Origin of the sequence: Glaciihabitans arcticus, from assembly GCF_004310685.1 — a bacterium.
Classification (GTDB): domain Bacteria; phylum Actinomycetota; class Actinomycetes; order Actinomycetales; family Microbacteriaceae; genus Conyzicola; species Conyzicola arctica.
On record NZ_SISG01000001.1, the window covers coordinates 2,647,916 to 2,667,982 of the forward strand.

The following is a 20,067-nucleotide window of genomic DNA, read 5'->3' on the forward strand; positions in this document are numbered from 1 at the left end:
GCACGCCCTCGGAGGAGCCCGGGAATGACGCTTTGTTGCAGGATGGAGGCATGGAGCTAACGCTGAACGACGGACATACCATTCCCCAGATCGGTCTCGGAACCTGGCCGCTCGACGATACGGAGGTCGCCTCGGTCGTTGAGACGGCCGTCAGTCTCGGCTACCGCCACATCGACACCGCGGCCAAGTACGGCAATGAGTCGGGCGTCGGCGAGGGCATCCGGCGCAGCGGCCTCGACCGCAGCGCCCTCTTCGTCACCACCAAGCTCGATGGCGAGTTTCAGGGCGACGGTCGCGCCATCGCCGGGCTCGAGGGCTCGCTCGAGCGACTCGGCCTCGAGTACGTGGATCTCCTGCTCATTCACTGGCCGCTGCCGGCCCGCGAGGAATACGTCTCGACCTTCCGCACCTTCATCGGCCTGCAGGAGCGCGGCCTCGTGCGCAGTGTCGGGGTCTCGAACTTCACGCCCGCGCATCTCGCCCGCGTCATCGCGGAGACGGGGGTCACGCCCGGGGTCAATCAGATCCAACTGAACCCGTTCATCCCGCGCCTTGTCGCGCAGGCCGAGCACAAGCGGCTCGGCATCGTGACCGAGTCGTGGAGCCCTCTCGGTGGTGACGGCGCCGACGTGCTCGGGTCGCCCCTGATCGAGAAGATCGCCGCAGCACACGGCCGCACCACCGGCCAGGTCGTTCTGCGCTGGCACGTGCAACAGGGGCTTGTGGCGATTCCCAAGTCTCGGGATGCCGGTCGCCTCGCCAGCAACCTGGCCGTCTTCGATTTCGAACTGTCGGATGACGACCTCGCGGCAATCGCGTCCCTCTCGCAGGGTCCCGATGCCGGGGTCGACTCCGACAGGTCGGGGCACTAGCTTTTGGCTGATTGAGTAGGCCGCCCGCGGCCGTATCGAAATCGAGTTGTGCGCTACCGGTTTCGATACGCGTGCTCCTTCGTCGCGCGCTACTCAACCAGCATTCGGCACTAAGCGCGCAGCGCCGCCGTCACCCAGGCCAGCGCGTCGTCGGCCGACAGGCCCAGCTGCTTGATGCGGTCGGCGAAGGCGCGGGCGGCGACCTGACCCTGCTGCTCGGCGGGGTCGCCCTGCGCGCTCACGAACGATCCGTTGCGTCCGCGGGTCTCGATGAAGCCGTCGGCCTCGAGCTCGCGGTAGGCGCGAGCGACCGTGTTGGGTGCGATGCCCAGGTCCTCGGCGAGCCGGCGAACGGTCGGCAGCCGGGTGCCGGCGGCGAGGCTGCCGTCCCGCACCTGCTCGATGAGTTGCGTGCGCAACTGTTCAAAGGGCGCGATGGATGACCCGGGGCTGATGGTGAGCATCAGCGCGAGTTTCCGGCGCTCGCCGTTGTGCTCGCGACCGGCGTGGTACCCGCGGCCGCAACATCCGGCCACAGGCGACGCAGATAGTGCTGCTGCGGCCGGCTGGCGATGCTGTAGGTGGCGGCACCGAGAATGCCCGCGGCGATGATGAGTACCAGGACGTTCACCACGATGAGCCCGGCGGGCCACTGGTTGCCCACGCTGAAACTGTCGGTGAGGCTGATGCCGATGGCGAGTGAACCCCATACCCCGAGGCTCATCGGGGCAGTCACGATTTCGCGCACCGTGATGGCGCGGATGGCGTCATCCCAGGCCAGGGCCTCGGGGGATGCAGCGGGCTGGGACCGGTCGAGGATGCGACGGGTGGCGATCTCCGAGACCACGAGCGACACCACACCGAGGATCACGACGAGACCGCCGATGCTGAACGCCGGGTTGGCGGGCGTCATCCCGAATGCACTGAACGCCGCGATGCCAGCGATAGCCATAACGAGCAACCCGGCCGCGACAGCAACTCGGCTGCCGATGCGGTCGATGGGTGCGAGATAGTCGCGCACGTCGACGGCGCCGGGGCGGGCGTAGCGCTCGCCGGGGGGAGAGGGAATACGTACCGTGAGGGCGCGGATCGCGGCGCCGACACCCATACCCACGTAGAAGCCGCCGATGATCAGCCAGGTCTCGGCCACCCCGCCCAGTGCGGGCGGGTCCTGGGTCGGGATGACGCCGGAGACGAGGCCGAGCACGGCGAGCACCGTGCCGAGCAGCGCGCCGAACGATGAGGCGCGCGAGCGGCCGGCGAAGTTGGATTCGAGGATCGACGAGTCACCCGATGGCAGGGCGAGCCCGACGGTACGGGCCTGCATGCGCACGCTTGCCGCGCGGTAGGCGGGCACGAAGGTGAGGATGAAGAGCACAACGGTCGAGAGGATGAGGAACCCAGCGATGAACCACAGGAACGGAGTCACGATTTTCTCCTCTGTTCGGTGTTTGTACCAAATGTAGCAATACAAACCCGAGGAGTCAACGGGGGGAGTGCGCCTCGAGGAACTCGTACACCTCGGTCGAGTCGACACCGGGGAACACGCCCGTCGGCATCGCGGCCAGCAGTGAGGACTGAAGGCGCGCGCTCGGCCAGGACTGGCTCTCCCACTTGGTCGCCAGATCAACGGGTGCCGTGCGGCAGCACTCGGGATCAGGGCAGGTCGAGACCTGGCGGTTCGCGGTGTCCCGTCCGCGGAACCACTTCACGTGTGCGAACGGCGTGCCGACGCTCACCGAGAACGCACCCTGCGCCGTCGCCTGGATGCTCGAGGTGCACCAGTAGGTGCCCTTCGGCTTGTCGGTGTACTGGTGGTACGGGCTGAACCTGTCCGCCACGTCGAACACCTGCCGGGCGCTCCATTTGCGGCAGACGAGCTGCCCCTCGACCGCGCCGAGCACATCGGTCGGGAACGCCGCCCCATCGTTCTCGTATGCCTTCGAGATCGTGCCGCTCTCGTGCACCTTGAGAAAGTGCACCGGAATCCCGAGGTGCTGCGTCGCGAGATTGGTGAAGCGATGCGCGGCGGTCTCGTACGACACGGCGAACGCGTCGCGCAGGTCTTCGACCGACAGCTGCTTGCGCCCCTTCGCGGCGGTGAGAAAGTCGACTGCCCCTTTCTCCGGGATGAGCATCGCAGCCGAAAGATAATTCGTCTCCACCCGTTGCCGCAGGAAGTCCGCGTAGTCGCGCGGCTCCTTCTCCCCGAGCGCGAAGCTCGCGAGCGCCTGCAGCAGCGCCGAACGCGGGTCGTGGCCCGTGCCCGTCGCGGGTAGGTAGATGCGTCCGTTCTTGAGGTCGGTGACCGACCGGGTCGAGCTCGGCAGGTCGGCGACGTAGTGCAGGGTGAAGCCGAGGTGCGAGGCCAGGTCGGATGCCACTCGCTGTGAGAGTGGACCGCCTGCGTGACCGACGGCCCCGAGCAGCTCCGCGGCGGTCGCCTCCAGTTCGGCGAAGTAGTTGTCCTGTCGCCGCATGGTGCGCCGCAGTTCGGTGTTCGCGCGGCGGGCCTCCTCGGGGGTCGCTGCGCGCTCGCGGTGCAGCCGCTCCAGCTCGGCGTGGAGCCCCAGGATGGTCCCGATGGCCTCGTCACTCAGTGTCTTGCGCACCGGTAGGGGAGGAAGGCCGAGCGAGGCGTAGAGCGGTCCGCGCTGCGCGCGCTCGAGGGAGATCTCGAGGGCAGCTCGACCCGTCGGTGCCTCGGTCGAGAGCAGGCGGTCGAGGGGCACATCCAGAGCACGGGCGAGGCCCTGCAGCTCACTGAGTTTGGCTTCCCGCTTACCGTTCTCGATCACGCTCACCTGGGATGCCGCGCGGCCGATCGCCGCCCCGAGGTCGTCGAGGGTCATGCCGCGCTCGGTGCGGAGCTGCCGCACGCGGCGCCCGATGGTCAGTGAATCGATCATCTCTTCATCGTCGGTGTATGCGACGTCCCTGTCGGTCATGCAACCAGCGTGACACGGCGCGTTCTTAAGCGAAATAGAAGATTCGGGATATTTCTGCTCACAAATGCCGTCGGGAAGAAGTGAATCGGGCGAATAGTCGAAGGCAACCGATCGAAGGAGACACCATGAACCGCCCCGGCGACCAGACCCAGACCGCAGCCCAGCTCGAGACCGAGTGGAAGACCGACGCCCGCTGGAACGGCGTCACCCGCGACTTCTCGGCCGAGGATGTCATCGCCCTGCGTGGCCCGGTGCGGGAGGAGCGCACGCTGGCCGGCCGCGGGTCGGAGCGCCTCTGGGAACTCATTCATTCCGAAGAATGGGTGCCGGCGCTCGGCGCCCTCACCGGCAACCAGGCCGTGCAGCAGGTGCGCGCCGGCCTCAAGGCGATCTATCTCTCCGGATGGCAGGTCGCGGCCGACGCGAACCTGTCGGGCCAGACCTACCCCGACCAGAGCCTGTACCCGGCCAACTCGGTGCCGGCGGTTGTGCGCCGCATCAACAACGCGCTGCTCAGAGCGGGGCAGATCGAACACGCTGAGGGGGCCACGACTACCGAGTGGCTTGCCCCGATCGTCGCCGACGCAGAGGCCGGCTTCGGCGGACCCCTCAACGCCTACGAACTGATGCACTCGATGATCGAGGCGGGAGCTGCGGGCGTGCACTGGGAGGACCAGCTCGCCAGCGAGAAGAAGTGTGGCCACATGGGTGGCAAGGTGCTTGTTCCGACGAGCCAGCACATCCGGACTCTGAATGCTGCCCGTCTGGCTGCGGACGTCGCGGGTGTGCCGACCATCATCATCGGACGCACCGACTCGCTCGCGGCCGACCTCGTCACGAGCGACATCGATGATCGGGATAAGCCCTTCCTCACGGGAGAGCGCACGGAGGAAGGCTTCTTCCGAACTCGCCCCGGCATCGATACGGTGCTCGCGCGCGGCCACGCCTACGCGCCCTACGCCGACCTGCTCTGGGTGGAGAGTGACAAGCCCAACCTGGAGCTCGCGCGCACCTTTGCGGAGAGCATCCACAAGGAGTTCCCGGGCAAGAAGCTCGCCTATAACTGCTCGCCGTCGTTCAACTGGCGCAGCCACCTCGACGACGCGCAGATCGCGACGTTCCAGCGGGAGCTCGCGGCAATGGGATACGCGTTCCAGTTCATCACCCTCGCGGGATTCCACGCCCTCAACCACTCGATGTACACGCTCGCTCGCGACTACTCGCAGCGCCATATGAGCGCGTACGTCGACCTGCAGGAAGCCGAGTTCGCATCCGAACTCGACGGCTACACGGCCACGCGCCACCAGCGCGAGGTCGGCACCGGCTACTTCGACCGCATAGCCACGGCGCTCAACCCCGGGAGCCAGACCCTGGCCCTCGTCGGCAGCACCGAGTCCCAGCAGTTTCACTAAATCTTCCTAAGGAGCACGATCATGAGCACCACACGCATTGAGATCCTCGCCGAGTACGGCGACCGATTCGACGAGATTCTGACCCCGGATGCCCTGCGCTTCGTCACGCGGCTGCACGACCAGTTCGCGGGCCGTCGTCACGATCGTCTCGCAGACCGAATGCAGCAGCGCCGCAACATCGACAATGGACGGGACCTGCGCTTCTTGTCCGAGACGAGTGCGATCCGCGAGGAGCCGACCTGGCGCGTCGCAGGGCCGGGCCCGGGCCTCGAGGATCGGCGCGTCGAGATCACCGGACCGACCGATCGCAAGATGACGATCAACGCCCTCAACTCGGGTGCGAAGATCTGGCTCGCCGACCAGGAGGACTCGACCAGCCCGACCTGGGGCAACGTGATCGGCGGGCAGGTGAACCTGTTCGACGCGATCCGCCGTCAGATCGACTTCACCAGCGCGGAAGGCAAGCGCTACGAGCTGGGCGAGCAGACACCGACGATCGTGATGCGCCCCCGCGGTTGGCACCTCGTCGAGAAGCACCTGCGCTACACCGACCAGGCCGGGCTGCGTGCGCCGGCGAGCGCATCCCTCGTCGACTTCGGGCTCTACTTCTTCCACAACGCTGCTGAGCTGATCGCCCGCGGCAGCGGCCCGTACTTCTACTTGCCGAAGCTTGAAACCCACCTCGAGGCCCGGCTGTGGAACGACATCTTCACCTTTTCCGAGAACGCCCTCGGTCTCGAGCCGGGCACGATCCGCGCGACGGTGCTCATCGAGACGATCTCGGCGGCGGTCGAGATGGAGGAGATCCTGTTCGAGCTGCGCGAGCACTGCTCCGGCCTGAACGCCGGCCGCTGGGACTACATCTTCTCGATCATCAAGAACTTCCGGGGTCGTGGCGCGAGTTTCACACTTCCGGACCGATCGGCCATAACCATGACCGTGCCGTTTATGCGCGCGTACACCGAGCTGCTCGTCGCCACCTGCCACAAGCGGGGCGCGCACGCGATCGGGGGCATGAGTGCATTTATCCCGAATCGACGGGACGCGGATGTCACAGCCCGCGCCCTCGCGCAGGTGACCGCCGACAAGCGGCGCGAGGCGACCGACGGCTTCGACGGCACGTGGGTGGCGCACCCCGACCTGATCGATACGGCCCGGGCCGAGTTCGACGCGGTGTTGGGGGACCGTCCGAACCAGGTCGACCGGCTGCGGGATGACGTCTCTGTGACCGCCGCGGACCTGCTCGATCTGCGCATCGACGGCGCCGTCACCGACGCCGGAGTTCGCGCGAACGTCTCGATCGCCCTGCGCTACATCGAGAGCTGGTTGCGCGGTGTGGGCGCCGCAGCGATCGACAACCTCATGGAGGACGCAGCCACGGCGGAGATCTCGCGCAGCCAGCTCTGGCAGTGGATCCACCAAGGGGTGCGCACGACGTCGGGCACGGCGGTCACACACGACTCGGTCACGACGCTCGTGTCGGAGGTGCTGCGAGAGCTGCCGCACGAGCCGGGCAACCGTTTCGACGACGCCGCCGAGGTGTTCCGCGCGGTGACGCTCGAGGAGGACTTCCCGACCTTCCTCACCATCACCGCCTACTCGCGGTACCTGGTCGAGGAGCGCGAAGAGATCGCCGCCTAAACCCTCCGCGCGAACCGGCGAAAAGTGCTCCAACGGCGGCCGGTTGGAGCACTTTTTGCTGGTTGGGGGAGGTGCGGGGGCGGGAGGGTCGTGGAATTGCGGCGATTGGGGAGTTTGGGATGCGTCAACTCCCCACTTGCCGCAATTCGGGCTACCCGGGGAGCCGCTAGTCGTGCGTGCGGTGGATGAGCCGCGACAGCACGATCGCGCTACGCGTGTGGTCCACGTTGGGAGCCACCCGTACGCGCTCGAGCGCGATCTCGAGCGACGGGATATCCCGCGACCGCATGTGCACGATGGCGTCGGCCGATCCGGTGACCGTTCCCGCGTCGACCACGTCGGGAATGCCGGAGAGGATGCGGCGCAGCTCGTCCGGTGCAACGGTGCCCCGGCAGAAGAGTTCGACGTAGGCTTCGGTCGCGAGTCCGTCGACGGCGGGGTCGACCTGGATCGTGAACCCGCGGATCACGCCATCGGCGACGAGCCGGTCGACGCGACGCTTCACGGCGGAGGCGGAGAGGCCGATGACCTCCCCGATGTCGCCGTAGCCGGCGCGGGCGTTCTGGCGAAGTCGGTCGATGATGCCGTAGTCGAGGCTGTCCATCCAACCACCCTATGGTTGTTTCTTGCGCGAGGGTAGGGTCAGACGCAGATTCGGTGCGCTGTACGCCGACACATTGCCATATGGTGCGTGAAACACTGGTCTGATGACCATCACCGAATCTTCCGCCGTGCCCGTGCGCACCGCGACCAAGCGCACTGTTCTGATGTGCCGCCCCGAATTCTTCACCGTCGTCTACCGAATCAACCCGTGGATGGACCCTGCCCTGCCGACCGACACCGCTCTCGCCGTTCGCCAGTGGGAGACCCTCTACCAGACCTACCTCGACCTCGGTTTCGACGTGAAGCTGATCGACCCCATCGATGGCCTGCCCGACATGGTCTATGCCGCCAACGGTGGCTTCGTCATCGACAACATCGCGTACGGTGCTAGCTTCACCCACGAGCAGCGCCAGCCCGAGGGCCCCGCCTACATGGACTGGTTCCGCGAGAACGGCTTCGACGTGCGCGACCCGCAGAACATCAACGAGGGCGAGGGCGACTTCCTGCTCGTCGGCGGCCGCATCCTGGCCGGCACCGGTTTCCGCAGCGCGTCGAACAGCCACGAGGAGATCGCCGGCATCTATGGTCGCGAGGTCGTCACACTGAACCTCGTCAACCCGAGCTTCTACCACCTCGACACTGCCATCGCGGTTCTGGATGACACGAACATCGCGTACCTCGAGAGTGCCTTCGATGAGGCATCCCTCGTGAAGCTGCGCGAGCTCTTCCCCGACGCGATCCTCGCCACCGAGGAGGACGCGGCAGTGCTCGGCCTCAACTCCTACAGCGACGGCTACAACATCGTGATCGCCTCCCGCGCCAAGGACTTCGAGCGCCAGCTGCGCGAGCGCGGCTACAACCCCATCGGTGTCGACCTGTCCGAGCTGCTGCTCGGCGGCGGCGGGGTGAAGTGCTGCACGCTGGAGCTGAGGTCATGACCTCGACCGCCACGGGTTTCCTGAAGCAGGAGCATGATCACGCCGCGCACAACTACCACCCGCTCGAGGTCGTCGTCGAGAAGGGCGAGGGCGCGTGGGTGACCGACGTCGAGGGGCGTCGGTACCTGGATTGCCTCGCCGCATACTCCGCGGTGAACTTCGGCCACGGGCATCCGGCACTCATTAAGGCGGCGAAGGACCAGCTGGATCGCATCACGCTCACCAGCCGCGCCTTCCACAATGACCAGCTCGGCCCGTTCGTCGAGGCGCTCGCGCGGCTCGCGAAGAAGGACATGGTGCTGCCCATGAACACGGGTGCCGAGGCCGTCGAGTCGGCGATCAAGATCGCCCGCGCCTGGGGCTACCGCGTGAAGGGTGTTCCCGCGAACGAGGCGACCATCATCGTGATGGACGGCAACTTCCACGGCCGCACCACGACCATCATCAGCTTCTCTAACGACGAGCAGGCCAGAGCCGACTTCGGTCCCTTCACCCCGGGCTTCGTTTCGGTGCCCTATGGGGATGTCTCGGCGCTCGCCGCGGCCATCGACGAGACCACCGTGGCCGTGCTGGTCGAGCCGATCCAGGGTGAGGCCGGGATCGTCGTACCCCCGCCCGCGTACCTGCAGGCCGTGCGCGAGATCACCCGCCAGCACAACGTGCTGTTTATCGCGGACGAGATCCAGTCCGGTCTCGGCCGCACCGGCGCGACCTTCCAATGCGACAACGCGGACGTCGTGCCCGACCTGTACCTGCTCGGCAAGGCGCTCGGCGGCGGCATCGTGCCGGTGAGCGCCGTCGTCGGCAACGCGGACATCCTCGGCGTGCTTCGGCCCGGCGAGCACGGCTCCACCTTCGGCGGCAATCCCCTGGCCGCCGCTGTGGGCCGTGCGGTCGTCGAGCTGCTCGAGACCGGCGAGATGCAGGAGCGCGCCCGCAGCCTGGGTGACCGCCTGCAAGCGTCGCTCTCCACGCTGATCGGTCGCGGTGTCCTCGCCGTTCGCGGCGCCGGCCTCTGGGCCGGAGTCGACATCGACCCCGCGCTGGCCACCGGCCGCGAGGTCTGCGAGCGACTGATGGAGCGCGGCGTTCTCGTCAAGGACACCCATGGCTCGACCATCCGATTCGCGCCGCCCATCGTCGCCAGCGCCGAGGACCTCGACTTCGCGGTAGAGCAGCTCGAGGCAGTGCTGATGGAGCTGGCCCCCTAAGCCGTCCCCCGGCGGGGAGCGCGGCCGCGTGAGATGGCGTGGCCGCGCTTCCGTGCGTCTACTTGCCGGGCGAGACCGGCTTGCGCGAGAGCCCGACCGACGTGGTGCCACCGGTGGTCGAGGCGTTGACGGCGTCGGTGTCGTCATCCTTCGTATAGGCATTGCGCAGCTTGACCGGCTCCACGTGTGTGCCCTTGCGCTTCTCCTGGCGGGCCTTGTAGGTGAGGTTGAGCGCTTCGACGATGATCGCGAAGGCGATCGGCACGTAGATGAGCGCCTTGTCGATGTGCACCTCGAAGCCATCGGCGATGAGAGTCACACCGATCAGTACCAGGAAGGCGAGGGCGAGCATCTTCACCGTGGGGTGCTTGTTCACGAAGCCGAAGATGTACTTGGAGGAGAACAGCATCACGCCGAAAGAGAGCACTACGGCGATGATGATGACGAGCAGGCTGTCGACCATGCCGACCGCCGTGATCACCGAGTCGAACGAGAACACGATGTCGAGCAGAAGGATCTGCGCGATGATCGCGCCGAAGGTCACGGCCTTGCCGCCCTCTTTGCCGTGCGTCTCGGCTCCCTCGAGCTTCTCGTGGATCTCGTGCACCGCCTTGTAGACGAGGAAGAGTCCACCCGCGATCAGGATGAGGTCGCGGCCGGAGAACCCCATCCCGAACAGCGCGAAGAGGTCGTTGGTCAGGGAGATGATCCAGGACGCGAAGAAGAGCAACCCGATGCGGATGATCATGGCCAGGGAGAGCCCGAGGTTGCGGGCCTTCGCCTGCTGCTCGAGCGGCAGCTTCGAGGCGAGAATCGAGATGAAGATCACGTTGTCGACACCCAGCACGATCTCCAGCACGAAGAGCGTGAGGAAGGCGACGATCAGGTCAGGGCTGAGCTCGAGAGTTAAGTCCACGTGGGCAGGTTATCGGGGTTGTGTCTGCAAAAGGGCTGTGTAGCGTGGGCAGGGTGAACGCCCGCGACGCAGCCGACCCTCTCGCCCCCTTCCGCGCCCGCTTTGTGCAGGCTCCGGATGTCACGGCCTACCTCGATGGCAACTCGCTCGGCCGGCCGCTCGCGTCGACCGGTCCACGACTCGCCGACTTCGTAACCTCCCAGTGGGGTTACCGCTTGATACGAGGCTGGAGTGAGGGCTGGCTCGAGCAGGGGCAGGCGATCGGCGATGAACTCGGCCGCGTCGCCCTTGGTGCCGCGCCGGGCCAAACGACCATCGGCGACTCTACGACGGTGCTGCTCTACAAGCTCGTTCGAGCCGCGATCGAGCTGCGCCCCGGACGCACCGAGCTCGTCATCGACCGCGACAACTTTCCGACCGACCGCTACGTGCTCGAGGGCATCGCCGCCGAACGCGGGCTCACCGTGCGCTGGATCGAGCCGGGCGACGTCACGGTCAACCGCATCCCGCTCGGGCCGGACACCGCGGTGGTCGTGCTCAGCCATGTGGCCTACCGCTCGGGATTCCTCGCGGACGTGGCCGGCATCACGGCCGCGGTGCACGAGGCCGGGGCGCTCGCCGTGTGGGATCTCTGTCACTCCGCGGGCGTCATCCCGACACTGCTCGACGAGTGGGGCGTCGACCTCGCCGTCGGCTGCACCTACAAGTACCTGAACGGCGGCCCCGGCAGCCCGGCCTTCGCGTACGTGCGGGCTTCACTCATCGGCGAGTTCCGGCAGCCGATCCAGGGCTGGCTCGGCAGCGCGAACCCGTTCGAGATGGGGCAGGGGTATGAGCCGGCCGTGGGCATCCAAAGGGTGCTCAGCGGCACCCCGCCGATCGTCGGCATGCTCGCGATGCAGGACATGATCGCCCTCATCGACGAGGCCGGTCTGGAGGCGGTGCGGGCCAAGTCGATCGCCCTGACTTCGTACGCGATCGAACTGGCCGACGAGCTGCTTCCGGACGCCACCCTCGCAAGCCCCCGCGACCCGCTCCGTCGTGGCGCTCACCTGACGCTCGACCACCCGCGATTCGAGGCGATTGTGCCGCTGCTCTGGGAGCGAGGGGTGATCCCCGACTTCCGTCGGCCGACCGGGATTCGGCTGGGGCTGTCGCCGCTCTCCACCTCGTTCGAAGAGGTCGAGATCGGCGTGCGCACGATCGCGGAGCTGCTGCGGAACTAGGCCCTGGTCGAGATGCGCAGAATCACCCGGCCCGCAGACTTCTTGCTGCCGATCTTCTCGATGCCCATCATGATGCGGTACTCCATGCCGTACTTCTCGAGCATGATCTCGTTCACGCGGTCCTCGGTGGCGTCCGACTCGTCGATGTGCCCGGCGGCGGTGACGACAGGAGCGTCATCCTCGACCTTGCCCATGCGACTGCACGGGCGCAGCTCCACCCGGGTGCCGTTGCGCAGGCGTTTGACCTTGCCGCTGCCGGCGGGGGTCGTCACGTAGAGATCGTCGCCGTCGCGCGCGATCCAGACCGGCGTTGACACGCCCTCGCCGGACTTGCGGAAGGTGGTGAGGGAGACGAAGCGCTCATCGGCGAGGTCGAGAAGGGTGGTCATGCTCGAACTCTATGCCGTCGCGGGAGGCCGGAAGTACCCTCTCAGGAACTCGTCGAACGCGGCCACCATGTCGAAACTGTCGTCCAGCAGCCACTGCTGCTGCAACCCATCCATTACCGCCGGGATCAGTCGAGCGGCGAGCGGCACGTCGAGGTCGGCGCGAACGCGACCGTGCGCGAGGGCATCCCGAAGCGTCGCCTCGGCCAGTTCGCGGCTTTCGGCATACCGGTCGATGAAGTACTGGTGCGCGGGGTGCTCCGTGTCCGTGGCCTCCGCAGAGACGATCGTGTACAGCGAAGTGAGTCCGCGGGTCGACTGGTTGTAGGCGACGACGTTGCGCGTCTGCTCGAGAAGGGTGGTCTCCGAGACCTCGCCGGCGGCCGCGCGAACACGCTCGTCCCGCTGGCGGAGCACCTCGGTGAAGAGCTCCTCCTTGGTGGCGAAGTGGTGCATCAACCCGGCCGGTGTCAGCTCGACGCGTTTGGCGATCTCGCGCAGGGATCCGCTGTGAAAACCGCTCCGGGCGAACACTGCGAGTGCCGCTTCAACGATCTGCTGCCGTCGTGCCTGGCCCTTGGGGTAGCTGCCGCGCGGGCTGGGCGTTGGCTGAGTAGTCATGATTAAAACCTATCGCCTAGAAGGTTTTTCGGGCTAGGGTGACACCTATTCGGGGGACACGCACAGTTTGCGACACCGAGACCAATGGAGGTCAGAATGAACCGATGGACAACTGCGCTCGCCGTGACGGCAGCGTCAGCACTTCTGCTCACCGGCTGTGGCCGCACCGACGGACCCGCCGGACCGGACGCCAGCAAGGGCGCGATCGACAGCGAACCGGCTACCGGCGACATCACCATCTGGGCGATGGGCAACGAGGGCGAAGTGCTCAAGGAGCTCGCGACCCAGTTCGAAGACGCCAACCCCGACGCCTCGGTCACCGTGACCGCCGTGCCGTGGGAGTCCGCGCACGATCGCATCGCCACCTCGATCGCCGGCGGCGAAACACCCGACATCTCGATGCTCGGCACCACCTGGGTCGGCGAGTTCGCCGCGACCGGCGCGCTCGAGCCCACCCCCGAAGGCCTGGTCGACGAGGGCGACTTCTTCGAGGGCTCGTGGGGCACGGCGGTTGTGGATGACGTCGCCTACGGAGTCCCGTGGTACGTCGATACCCGCGTGCTCTACTACCGCACCGACATGGCCGAGGCAGCCGGAGTCGAGGCTCCCGAAACCTGGGACGAGTACACCGCCTTCGCGAAGGCACTCAAGGACGAGGGTGCCACCTCCGGCGTCTCGCTGCCGCCGGGAGGGTTCGACTCGTGGCAGTATGTCGCGCCGCTCGCGTGGCAGGCGGGTGGGGACATCCTCAGCGAAGACGGCACGGAGTTCACCTTCGACACCCCCGAGTGGAAGGAAGCCTTCGAGTTCTACAAGAGCTTCTTCGATGACGGCGTCGCCGAGCCGGTGCGCCTCGAGGGCGGCGAGATCGAGCAGAAGTTCATCGACGGTTCGGTCGGATCATTCTTCAGCGGGCCGTTCCACGTGGGCCTGCTGCTCGAACAGGGCGGCCCCGATTTCGCCGACAAGTTCGCGGTCGCCGAGGTTCCCGGCGACAAGAGCCGCACCTCGTTCACTGGTGGTGGAAACCTCGCGGTCTTCAACGACAGCGAGAACCGCGACGCCGCGTGGAAGTTCGTGCGGTGGCTAAGCGAGCCCGAGACGCAGATCGAGTGGTACGGAATCTCCACCGACCTGCCGAGCACCGAGGCCGCATACGACGATGCCACCTTCAGCGAGGACCCGTACCTTAGCGTCTTCGCCGACCAGCTCACCGACTCCAAGGCACCGCCGGCGATCGCCACGTGGGCGCAGGTCTCCGCCGTGATCGACCAGGAGCTCGAGAAGGTCACCCGCGGCGAAACCTCCGTTGATGACGCGCTCGCCTCGATCCAGCAGCAGGCCGAGTCCATCGGCACGGGCCAGTAACCGTGACGGCAGTGACGACGAGGGCGGCGCGCAGGCCGCCGCCCTCGCGGGCCTCCCGCAAGCAGACCCGCATAGCGTGGGGCTTCGCGGCGCCGTTTATGGTGCTCTTCCTCGTCTTCATGGCGGGCCCGATCGTAGCCTCGCTCGCGATGAGCTTCACCGACCTCACCACGCGCGACCTCCGCACCCCGTTCAACGTGAACCTGGTCGGCCTCGACAACTACGTGCGGCTATTCCAGGACGAGCGCTTCGTGCATTCGCTGCTCAACACCGGCGTCTTCGTGATCGTCGGCGTGCCGGTCACGATCGTGCTGGCCATGCTTGTGGCTCTCGCGCTCAACACCGGAATCAACAAGTTCCGTACGGTGTTCCGGGTCGGTTACTACGCCCCGGTCGTGACGAGCATTGTCGCGATCGCGATCGTGTGGAAGTTCATTCTGCAGCCCGACGGCCTACTCAACGGCTTTCTCGGGGTATTCGGTATCAGCGGCCCGAACTGGCTCGAAGACACGACCTGGGCACTGCCCTCGCTCATCCTCATGGCCGTCTGGCGCAACATCGGCACGCTCATGGTGATCTTCCTGGCCGGCCTGCAGGGTGTGCCGAAGGAGCACCACGAAGCGGCGATGGTGGATGGCGCGAACGTCGTCCAACGCTTCTTCAACGTCACCCTGCCGGCAATGCGTCCCACGCTCCTGTTCGCCGCGGTCATCACGGGTATCGGATTCCTGCAGTTCTTCGAAGAACCGTTCGTGATGACGCGTGGTGGGCCGCTGGACGCGACGCTCTCGAGCGCGATGTACACCTTCAACCAGTTCGGGTTCGGCAACTACTCGTACGCCTCGGCGGCCAGCTACGTGCTGTTCCTCGCGATCGTACTGCTGTCGCTGATCCAGTTCCGGCTGCTGAAGAAGGAGGACTGATCATGACCGCAGTGGCAACCCCGGTGCTGGCGCAGCCCCGTCGCGCCAACCGACCGCGCTCCAAGTGGTGGCTCTACGTTGTGCTCGGCCTCGGCATGATCGCCATGATCTTCCCGTTCATCTGGATGATTCTGGGTTCGTTCAAGACCACGGCGGAGATCCGCAGCAACCCGCTCGGATTCCTGCCCGAGGCGCCGACGCTCGAGAACTACACGCAGCTGTTCGGTCGGCTCGACTTCGCGACCTATTTCACCAACAGCGTGATCGTGGCCGTCTTCGTGACCCTCGGCAACATCGTCTTCTCGTCGATGGTCGGCTACGCCCTCGCCAAGCTGCAGTTCGCGGGCAAGAAACTGCTGTTCACTCTCGTGCTCGGCACCTTGATGGTTCCCGGCGTGGTGACATTCGTGCCGCTGTTCGTGCTGACCAGCAACCTCGGTCTCGTGAATTCGTACCCCGGCCTGATTCTGCCGTTCCTGATCACCCCACTCGGGGTGTTCCTCATGCGTCAGTTCATCATGAGCCTGCCCGACGACATCATCGAGGCGGCGCGCATCGACGGGGCGAGCGAGTGGCGCATCTTCCTCCGGGTGATCATGCCGCTGTGCGGTCCGGCCGTCGCGACGCTGACGATTCTCACCTTCCTCGGTAGCTGGAACAACTTCCTCTGGCCGCTCGTGGTGGCTACCAGCGAGGCGAAGTACACGCTGCCCGTCGCGCTCGCGCTGTATTCGGTCGGCCAGAACGCGGCGCAGTACGGGCTCATGATGGCCGGTGCGGTCGTGGTCGTCATCCCGGTTCTGCTCGTCTTCATAGTGCTGCAGCGTTACTTCGTGCAGGGCATCGCCCTGACGGGCATCAAGTAAGGAGTGACCATGTCCTTTCCTCACGGCTTTCTCTGGGGGGCGTCCACCGCGGCGCACCAGGTCGAGGGCAACAACACCACGAGCGACTGGTGGGCTCGCGAGCACGGGCGCCTCGAGAACTCGGCGCGGGTCAGCGAGCCGAGCGGCGACGCGGCCGACAGCTATCACCGGTATCCCGATGACATGCGGCTGTTGCGGGATGCCGGCCTCACGAGTTACCGCTTCAGCCTCGAATGGGCGCGCATCGAACCCGAGCGCGGCTTCGTGTCTCGCGCGCAGCTCGACCACTACCGGCGGATGATCGACACCGCGCGGGATCTCGGGCTCACGCCGATGGTCACCCTGCACCACTTCACCAACCCTCTCTGGTTCGCGCAGGAGATCGGCTGGGGCAACCCGCTCTCGGTCGACGCGTTCGCGCGCTTCACGCAGACCGTGCTGCCGATCCTCACCGACGTCGAGCTCGTCTGCACGATCAACGAGCCGAATATGGTCGCGACGATCATGGCCGACTCGAACAACTCATTCAGCGGAACGGGCCTGCCGCCCGGTGACCCGACCATTACCGAACACCTCATCTCGGCACACCAGTTCTCGGTCGCGATCCTGCGCAGCGCGGGCAAGAAAGCCGGCTGGTCGATCGCGACGCAGGACTTCCAGGGCGAGCCCGGCTTCGAGCAGGCGGCGGAGGACTTCGGTCGGTCGCGAGAAGATGTGTTCCTCGACGCCTCGTCGGGCGACGACTGGGTCGGCATCCAGGCCTACACACGCACCCGGATCGGTGCCGACGGGCCGGTGCCTCTCGCTCCGGACGTCGAGACGACCCTTACCGGGTGGGAGTACTACCCGAAAGCACTCGAAGACGGGATCCGTCGATCGTGGGAGCGCAACGGCACCCCGATCTACGTTACCGAGAACGGCATGGCGACGGCGGATGACGCTCGACGCATCGACTACACCCGCGGCGCGCTCGAGGGCGTCTCGCGGGCTATGGCCGACGGCATCGACGTGCGCGGCTACCTGCACTGGAGCCTGCTCGACAACTACGAGTGGGGCAGCTACGCGCCGACGTTCGGCCTGATCGGGTGGGACCGTGAGACGTTCGAGCGTCATCCCAAGCCATCACTGGGCTGGCTCGGCGAGGTCGCGCGTCGGAACGGGCTCGGCAACTAGCCGAGTCGAGATGCGTTAGGCGGTCTTGCGGCGGCCGATCAGCAGCGCCGCGCCGAGCGCGAGCAGCAGGGCGCTGACGCTCAGCGGCACGAACGGGTCGGTGCCGGTGGTGACCAGGTCGCCTCCGGGCACTGCAACCGCGGTCGGAGCCACGGCGGTGACCGTTGTGGTGTTGGTCGCGGTAGTGCCGAGGATCGTGAAGGTGATCGTCGCGGTCCCTGCCGTGGTGCTCCTGAAGCGGGCGCTGTAGGTTCCGTCGCCGTTGTCGATCACCGGGGTGAAGGTCGCGGCGAGCAGTGCCGAGCGGCCCGTGGCAAAGGTCGAGGTGATCGTGACGGGGCCGGCGCTCGCCGTCAGCGGCGCTCCGGTCGAGTCGCGGGCGACGATCGTGATCGTTGCGGCATCGACCCCGTCGGCCACGATCTCAGCCGAGTCCGACGTGATGGTCGAGGTCGTGGCATCCGCTGGGCGCGGGATGACGGCCACGGTGACCGTGCTCGTGCCTGCTGCGCCGGCGAGCGCGAAGCTCACCGTCGCGCGGCCCACCGATGTCGCCGTGAGGGTCGCAGTGTAAGTGCCGTCGCCGTTGTCGGTCACGGCGCTCAGGGTGCCGAAGCTGGAGTTCGCGGTCACGGTTCCCGCGGACGTGGTGACCGCCGCGCCGGTTGCGTCGCGGGCCGTGATCGTGATGATCGCGGAGTCGGTGCCATCGGCGACGATCGACGTGGAGTCGGACGAGATCGTCGAGTCGACCGCGGTAGCGGGGCGTGCCGTGACGGTGACAGCGACGGTGTTCGGGCTGGCAGCGCCGGCGATTGCGAAGCCGACCGTGGCGGTTCCGGGCGCAGCGGCGGTGAGGGTGGCCGTGTAGGTGCCATCGTTGTTGTCGGTGACGGCGCTCAGGGCTCCGAGGGTTGACGTCGCAGTGACGGTACCGGCGGATGACGTCAGCGGCGTGCCGTCGCGGTCTCGCGTCGTGATCGTGATCGTCGCGGTCGCCACGGTGTCGGCGACGATGCTCGTCACGTCGGAGGTGATGGTCGACAACGTCGGAACGGCGACGCGTGGGGTGACCGTGATCGCCACGGTGTTAGCACCCGTCGTGCCGGCGATGGTGAAGCTCACCGTCGCGGTGCCGGGGGCAGCCGAGGTCAGGGTCGCGGTGTAGGTGCCGTCGCCGTTATCGGTCACGGCGCTCAGGGTGCCGAGCGTCGAACTCGCGGTGACGATACCCGCGGATGTGCCCGTCGGATCCCCCAGGTTGTTGCGCGCGGTGATGGTGACTGTCGCGGTCTCGTCACCGTCGGCGACGATCGTGGTCACGTCGGAGGCGATCGTCGAGTCGGCGGCCGTGGCGGGGCGGGGAGCGAAGGTGACGGCGGTGGCGCCGATCGAGCCCGCGGTGATCCTGCCCGTCACACCGAAGGTCCCGACGGTCGTGCTGGTGGCGGTGACGGAACACGAGCCGTCCGTGCCCGTCACGCAGGTTACGGATGAGAGTGTGACATCCCGGCCCGTCGCGATTGTCACGGTCGCGCCGACCGCAGGGTTGCCGAGGTCGTTGCGCACAGTCGCGGTGATCGTGTTCTGCTGCACGCCGTCGGCGACGACCGTGCCCGTGGTCGTGGCGGTTATCGAACCGCCCGCGGTAACGGGGACGGCGGCGCGCACCGTGTACCCGCGCCACTTACCGCCCGAGATCGGGAAGGTCGCCGCGAAGGCCGGGTCGTAGTCGACGATGATGGCGGGATTGCGGCCCAGCGATGAGGTGCTGAGTGTTCCGTCGGAGAACGTGGTGGGTGCGGGACCGAGGAACCTCACGTTGCTCAGGAACGTGCCGTTGGTGTCGAACGCGTTGGCACCGATGCTGGTGACGCCTGCCGGGATGGTCACAGAGGCCAGTCGTGAGGAATTGAAGGCGGAGGTCCCGACCGACGTCACCGAACTGGGAATCGTCACGCTCGTCATCGGGCTGAAGCGGAAGGCATAGCCGGGGATCGAGACGAGAGTGTCGGGCAGGCTGAGCGAAGTGATCACATTGTGGTCGAACGCCGCGAGACCGAAGGTGGAGACTCCGCGCCCGATCGTCAGGGACTGGATCGCGTTGCGGTCGAAGGCATAGTCGGCGATGAAGGTCACGGTGTCGGGGATCACCATGGACGTGAGCTGGTTGCTGTCGAATGCGGAGTACCCGATTGACGTGATGTGCGGCGGGATGGTGAAGCTCGTGAGACTGTTCGTACGAAAGGCGTAATCCGGAATCGCGGTTATACCGGTGCCGATGGTCAGCGACGTCAGCAGATTGTTGGAGAACGCGTACGTTCCGAGGCTCGTGACGCGGTTGGGGATGTCGAGGCTCGTGATGCGGTTGCTGGCAAACGCATTGATTCCGATGGAGGTGACGTTTGCGGGAACCGCGAACGAGGGCAGCTGGTTGTTGGAGAACGCGCCCTCCGGGATCCCCGTGATTGCGGTGCCGATGGTCAACGAGGTGAGGCGGTTGCTCCGGAAGGCGTTCACGCCGAGGCTCGTCACCGAGTCCGGAATGACAAGAGACGTTATGTAGTTGGTCTGGAACGCGCCCGCGCCGATCGAAGTGACCGTCGAGGGGATGCTCACCGAGGCGATGAACTTAGTGCTGAATGCATTGGCGCCGATGGACGTGACGGTGTACGTGTTCGTGCCGAAGGTCACGGTGGGTGGGATGACCACCGCGCTGTTTGCCGCCCCGAAATATCCGGTCACCGACGCGGTGAGGTTGGTGACGTTGAGCGTGTAGTCGACACGGTTCGCGTCCTGGACGGCGGCGGCCGGCGTCGCGATGGCGACGGATGCGGCGACGAGGATCGTCGCGATGGACAGGCGGAGCAGAGCGGCGGCGGGGCGCATGAAATTCTTTCGATCGGGTAGAGCGAACATTCCCGCGGATGGGTTCACGGGGGAGCGAAGTCGTTTCGACACTA

At 66.5% G+C, this 20,067-nt stretch carries 18 protein-coding genes; 10 read left to right on the plus strand and 8 right to left on the minus strand.

Going from position 1 to position 20,067, the window contains the following annotated elements; translation table 11 throughout:
• Window positions 1–50 precede the first annotated feature (50 nt).
• Window positions 51–872 (plus strand): aldo/keto reductase, encoded by an 822-nt coding sequence (locus EYE40_RS12955; RefSeq protein ID WP_130982335.1) that lies wholly within the window; start codon window positions 51–53, stop codon window positions 870–872.
• A gap of 110 nt (window positions 873–982) precedes the next feature.
• Here EYE40_RS12955 and EYE40_RS12960 read toward each other — a convergent pair whose 3' ends face one another.
• Genes EYE40_RS12960 through EYE40_RS12970 form a run of 3 tightly spaced genes read right to left on the minus strand, consistent with a single transcriptional unit; the run spans window position 983 to window position 3,820 of the window.
• Window positions 983–1,336: a GntR family transcriptional regulator gene (locus EYE40_RS12960; protein ID WP_130982336.1), complete on the minus strand. Its 354-nt coding sequence runs from the start codon at window positions 1,334–1,336 to the stop codon at window positions 983–985.
• Window positions 1,336–2,301 carry a hypothetical protein gene (locus EYE40_RS12965; RefSeq protein ID WP_130982337.1) on the minus strand — a complete coding sequence of 322 codons (966 nt, stop codon included), beginning with the start codon at window positions 2,299–2,301 and terminating at the stop codon, window positions 1,336–1,338. The genes EYE40_RS12960 and EYE40_RS12965 overlap by 1 nt, the downstream gene beginning before the upstream one ends.
• 55 nt (window positions 2,302–2,356) lie before the next feature.
• Window positions 2,357–3,820 carry a helix-turn-helix transcriptional regulator gene (locus EYE40_RS12970; RefSeq protein ID WP_130982338.1) on the minus strand — a complete coding sequence of 488 codons (1,464 nt, stop codon included), beginning with the start codon at window positions 3,818–3,820 and terminating at the stop codon, window positions 2,357–2,359.
• A 125-nt stretch (window positions 3,821–3,945) separates the two neighbouring features.
• Here EYE40_RS12970 and aceA point away from each other — a divergent pair, with 125 nt between their 5' ends.
• On the plus strand, window positions 3,946–5,232 hold the full coding sequence (gene aceA / locus EYE40_RS12975) for an isocitrate lyase (RefSeq protein ID WP_130982339.1): 1,287 nt from the start codon (window positions 3,946–3,948) through the stop codon (window positions 5,230–5,232).
• A 21-nt stretch (window positions 5,233–5,253) separates the two neighbouring features.
• Window positions 5,254–6,873 carry a malate synthase A gene (gene aceB / locus EYE40_RS12980; RefSeq protein WP_130982340.1) on the plus strand — a complete coding sequence of 540 codons (1,620 nt, stop codon included), beginning with the start codon at window positions 5,254–5,256 and terminating at the stop codon, window positions 6,871–6,873.
• 166 nt (window positions 6,874–7,039) lie between these two features.
• On the opposite strand, the gene EYE40_RS12985 is transcribed toward aceB, so the two are convergent.
• A complete protein-coding gene (locus EYE40_RS12985) occupies window positions 7,040–7,477 on the minus strand; it encodes an Lrp/AsnC family transcriptional regulator (RefSeq protein WP_130982341.1) in 438 nt (145 codons plus the stop codon).
• A 103-nt stretch (window positions 7,478–7,580) separates the two neighbouring features.
• On the opposite strand from EYE40_RS12985, the gene ddaH reads away from it, so the two are divergent.
• Entirely contained in the window at window positions 7,581–8,414 is an 834-nt protein-coding gene (gene ddaH, locus EYE40_RS12990; RefSeq protein ID WP_130982342.1) for a dimethylargininase, read from the plus strand.
• Entirely contained in the window at window positions 8,411–9,625 is a 1,215-nt protein-coding gene (gene rocD, locus EYE40_RS12995) for an ornithine--oxo-acid transaminase (protein ID WP_130982343.1), read from the plus strand. The genes ddaH and rocD overlap by 4 nt, the downstream gene beginning before the upstream one ends.
• 58 nt (window positions 9,626–9,683) lie before the next feature.
• Here rocD and EYE40_RS13000 read toward each other — a convergent pair whose 3' ends face one another.
• Window positions 9,684–10,541 (minus strand): TerC family protein, encoded by an 858-nt coding sequence (locus EYE40_RS13000; RefSeq protein WP_130982344.1) that lies wholly within the window; start codon window positions 10,539–10,541, stop codon window positions 9,684–9,686.
• 53 nt (window positions 10,542–10,594) lie between these two features.
• Here EYE40_RS13000 and EYE40_RS13005 point away from each other — a divergent pair, with 53 nt between their 5' ends.
• Window positions 10,595–11,767: a kynureninase gene (locus EYE40_RS13005; RefSeq protein ID WP_240034814.1), complete on the plus strand. Its 1,173-nt coding sequence runs from the start codon at window positions 10,595–10,597 to the stop codon at window positions 11,765–11,767.
• On the opposite strand, the gene EYE40_RS13010 is transcribed toward EYE40_RS13005, so the two are convergent.
• Window positions 11,764–12,156 carry a PPOX class F420-dependent oxidoreductase gene (locus EYE40_RS13010; protein WP_130982346.1) on the minus strand — a complete coding sequence of 131 codons (393 nt, stop codon included), beginning with the start codon at window positions 12,154–12,156 and terminating at the stop codon, window positions 11,764–11,766. The genes EYE40_RS13005 and EYE40_RS13010 overlap by 4 nt on opposite strands.
• 9 nt (window positions 12,157–12,165) lie before the next feature.
• Window positions 12,166–12,774, minus strand: coding sequence for a TetR/AcrR family transcriptional regulator (locus EYE40_RS13015; protein WP_130982347.1), 609 nt, complete (start codon window positions 12,772–12,774; stop codon window positions 12,166–12,168).
• A 96-nt stretch (window positions 12,775–12,870) separates the two neighbouring features.
• Between EYE40_RS13015 and EYE40_RS13020 the strand changes: the two genes are divergently transcribed.
• Genes EYE40_RS13020 through EYE40_RS13035 form a run of 4 tightly spaced genes read left to right on the plus strand, consistent with a single transcriptional unit; the run spans window position 12,871 to window position 17,104 of the window.
• Window positions 12,871–14,142, plus strand: a complete 1,272-nt coding sequence (locus tag EYE40_RS13020) for a sugar ABC transporter substrate-binding protein (protein ID WP_130982348.1) — start codon at window positions 12,871–12,873, stop codon at window positions 14,140–14,142.
• A gap of 2 nt (window positions 14,143–14,144) precedes the next feature.
• The gene (locus EYE40_RS13025; protein ID WP_420810056.1) at window positions 14,145–15,065 is read left to right on the plus strand and encodes a carbohydrate ABC transporter permease; all 921 of its coding nucleotides are present in this window, start codon (window positions 14,145–14,147) and stop codon (window positions 15,063–15,065) included.
• Window positions 15,066–15,067: 2 nt separating this feature from the next.
• Window positions 15,068–15,931: a carbohydrate ABC transporter permease gene (locus EYE40_RS13030; RefSeq protein ID WP_130982349.1), complete on the plus strand. Its 864-nt coding sequence runs from the start codon at window positions 15,068–15,070 to the stop codon at window positions 15,929–15,931.
• A 9-nt stretch (window positions 15,932–15,940) separates the two neighbouring features.
• Window positions 15,941–17,104: a glycoside hydrolase family 1 protein gene (locus EYE40_RS13035; protein WP_130982350.1), complete on the plus strand. Its 1,164-nt coding sequence runs from the start codon at window positions 15,941–15,943 to the stop codon at window positions 17,102–17,104.
• Window positions 17,105–17,119: 15 nt separating this feature from the next.
• Here EYE40_RS13035 and EYE40_RS13040 read toward each other — a convergent pair whose 3' ends face one another.
• On the minus strand, window positions 17,120–19,993 hold the full coding sequence (locus EYE40_RS13040) for an invasin domain 3-containing protein (protein ID WP_161972395.1): 2,874 nt from the start codon (window positions 19,991–19,993) through the stop codon (window positions 17,120–17,122).
• Window positions 19,994–20,067 lie beyond the last annotated feature (74 nt).

What these genes read in the sequence shown, in the direction of transcription:
- EYE40_RS12955 (WP_130982335.1), top strand. Translation starts at nt 51, where the DNA reads ATGGAGCTAACGCTGAACGACGGACATACCATTCCCCAGATCGGTCTC.
- EYE40_RS12960 (WP_130982336.1), bottom strand. Translation starts at nt 1,336, where the DNA reads ATGCTCACCATCAGCCCCGGGTCATCCATCGCGCCCTTTGAACAGTTG.
- EYE40_RS12970 (WP_130982338.1), bottom strand. Translation starts at nt 3,820, where the DNA reads ATGACCGACAGGGACGTCGCATACACCGACGATGAAGAGATGATCGAT.
- aceA (WP_130982339.1), top strand. Translation starts at nt 3,946, where the DNA reads ATGAACCGCCCCGGCGACCAGACCCAGACCGCAGCCCAGCTCGAGACC.
- aceB (WP_130982340.1), top strand. Translation starts at nt 5,254, where the DNA reads ATGAGCACCACACGCATTGAGATCCTCGCCGAGTACGGCGACCGATTC.
- EYE40_RS12985 (WP_130982341.1), bottom strand. Translation starts at nt 7,477, where the DNA reads ATGGACAGCCTCGACTACGGCATCATCGACCGACTTCGCCAGAACGCC.
- ddaH (WP_130982342.1), top strand. Translation starts at nt 7,581, where the DNA reads ATGACCATCACCGAATCTTCCGCCGTGCCCGTGCGCACCGCGACCAAG.
- rocD (WP_130982343.1), top strand. Translation starts at nt 8,411, where the DNA reads ATGACCTCGACCGCCACGGGTTTCCTGAAGCAGGAGCATGATCACGCC.
- EYE40_RS13010 (WP_130982346.1), bottom strand. Translation starts at nt 12,156, where the DNA reads ATGACCACCCTTCTCGACCTCGCCGATGAGCGCTTCGTCTCCCTCACC.
- EYE40_RS13015 (WP_130982347.1), bottom strand. Translation starts at nt 12,774, where the DNA reads ATGACTACTCAGCCAACGCCCAGCCCGCGCGGCAGCTACCCCAAGGGC.
- EYE40_RS13020 (WP_130982348.1), top strand. Translation starts at nt 12,871, where the DNA reads ATGAACCGATGGACAACTGCGCTCGCCGTGACGGCAGCGTCAGCACTT.
- EYE40_RS13030 (WP_130982349.1), top strand. Translation starts at nt 15,068, where the DNA reads ATGACCGCAGTGGCAACCCCGGTGCTGGCGCAGCCCCGTCGCGCCAAC.
- EYE40_RS13035 (WP_130982350.1), top strand. Translation starts at nt 15,941, where the DNA reads ATGTCCTTTCCTCACGGCTTTCTCTGGGGGGCGTCCACCGCGGCGCAC.
- EYE40_RS13040 (WP_161972395.1), bottom strand. Translation starts at nt 19,993, where the DNA reads ATGCGCCCCGCCGCCGCTCTGCTCCGCCTGTCCATCGCGACGATCCTC.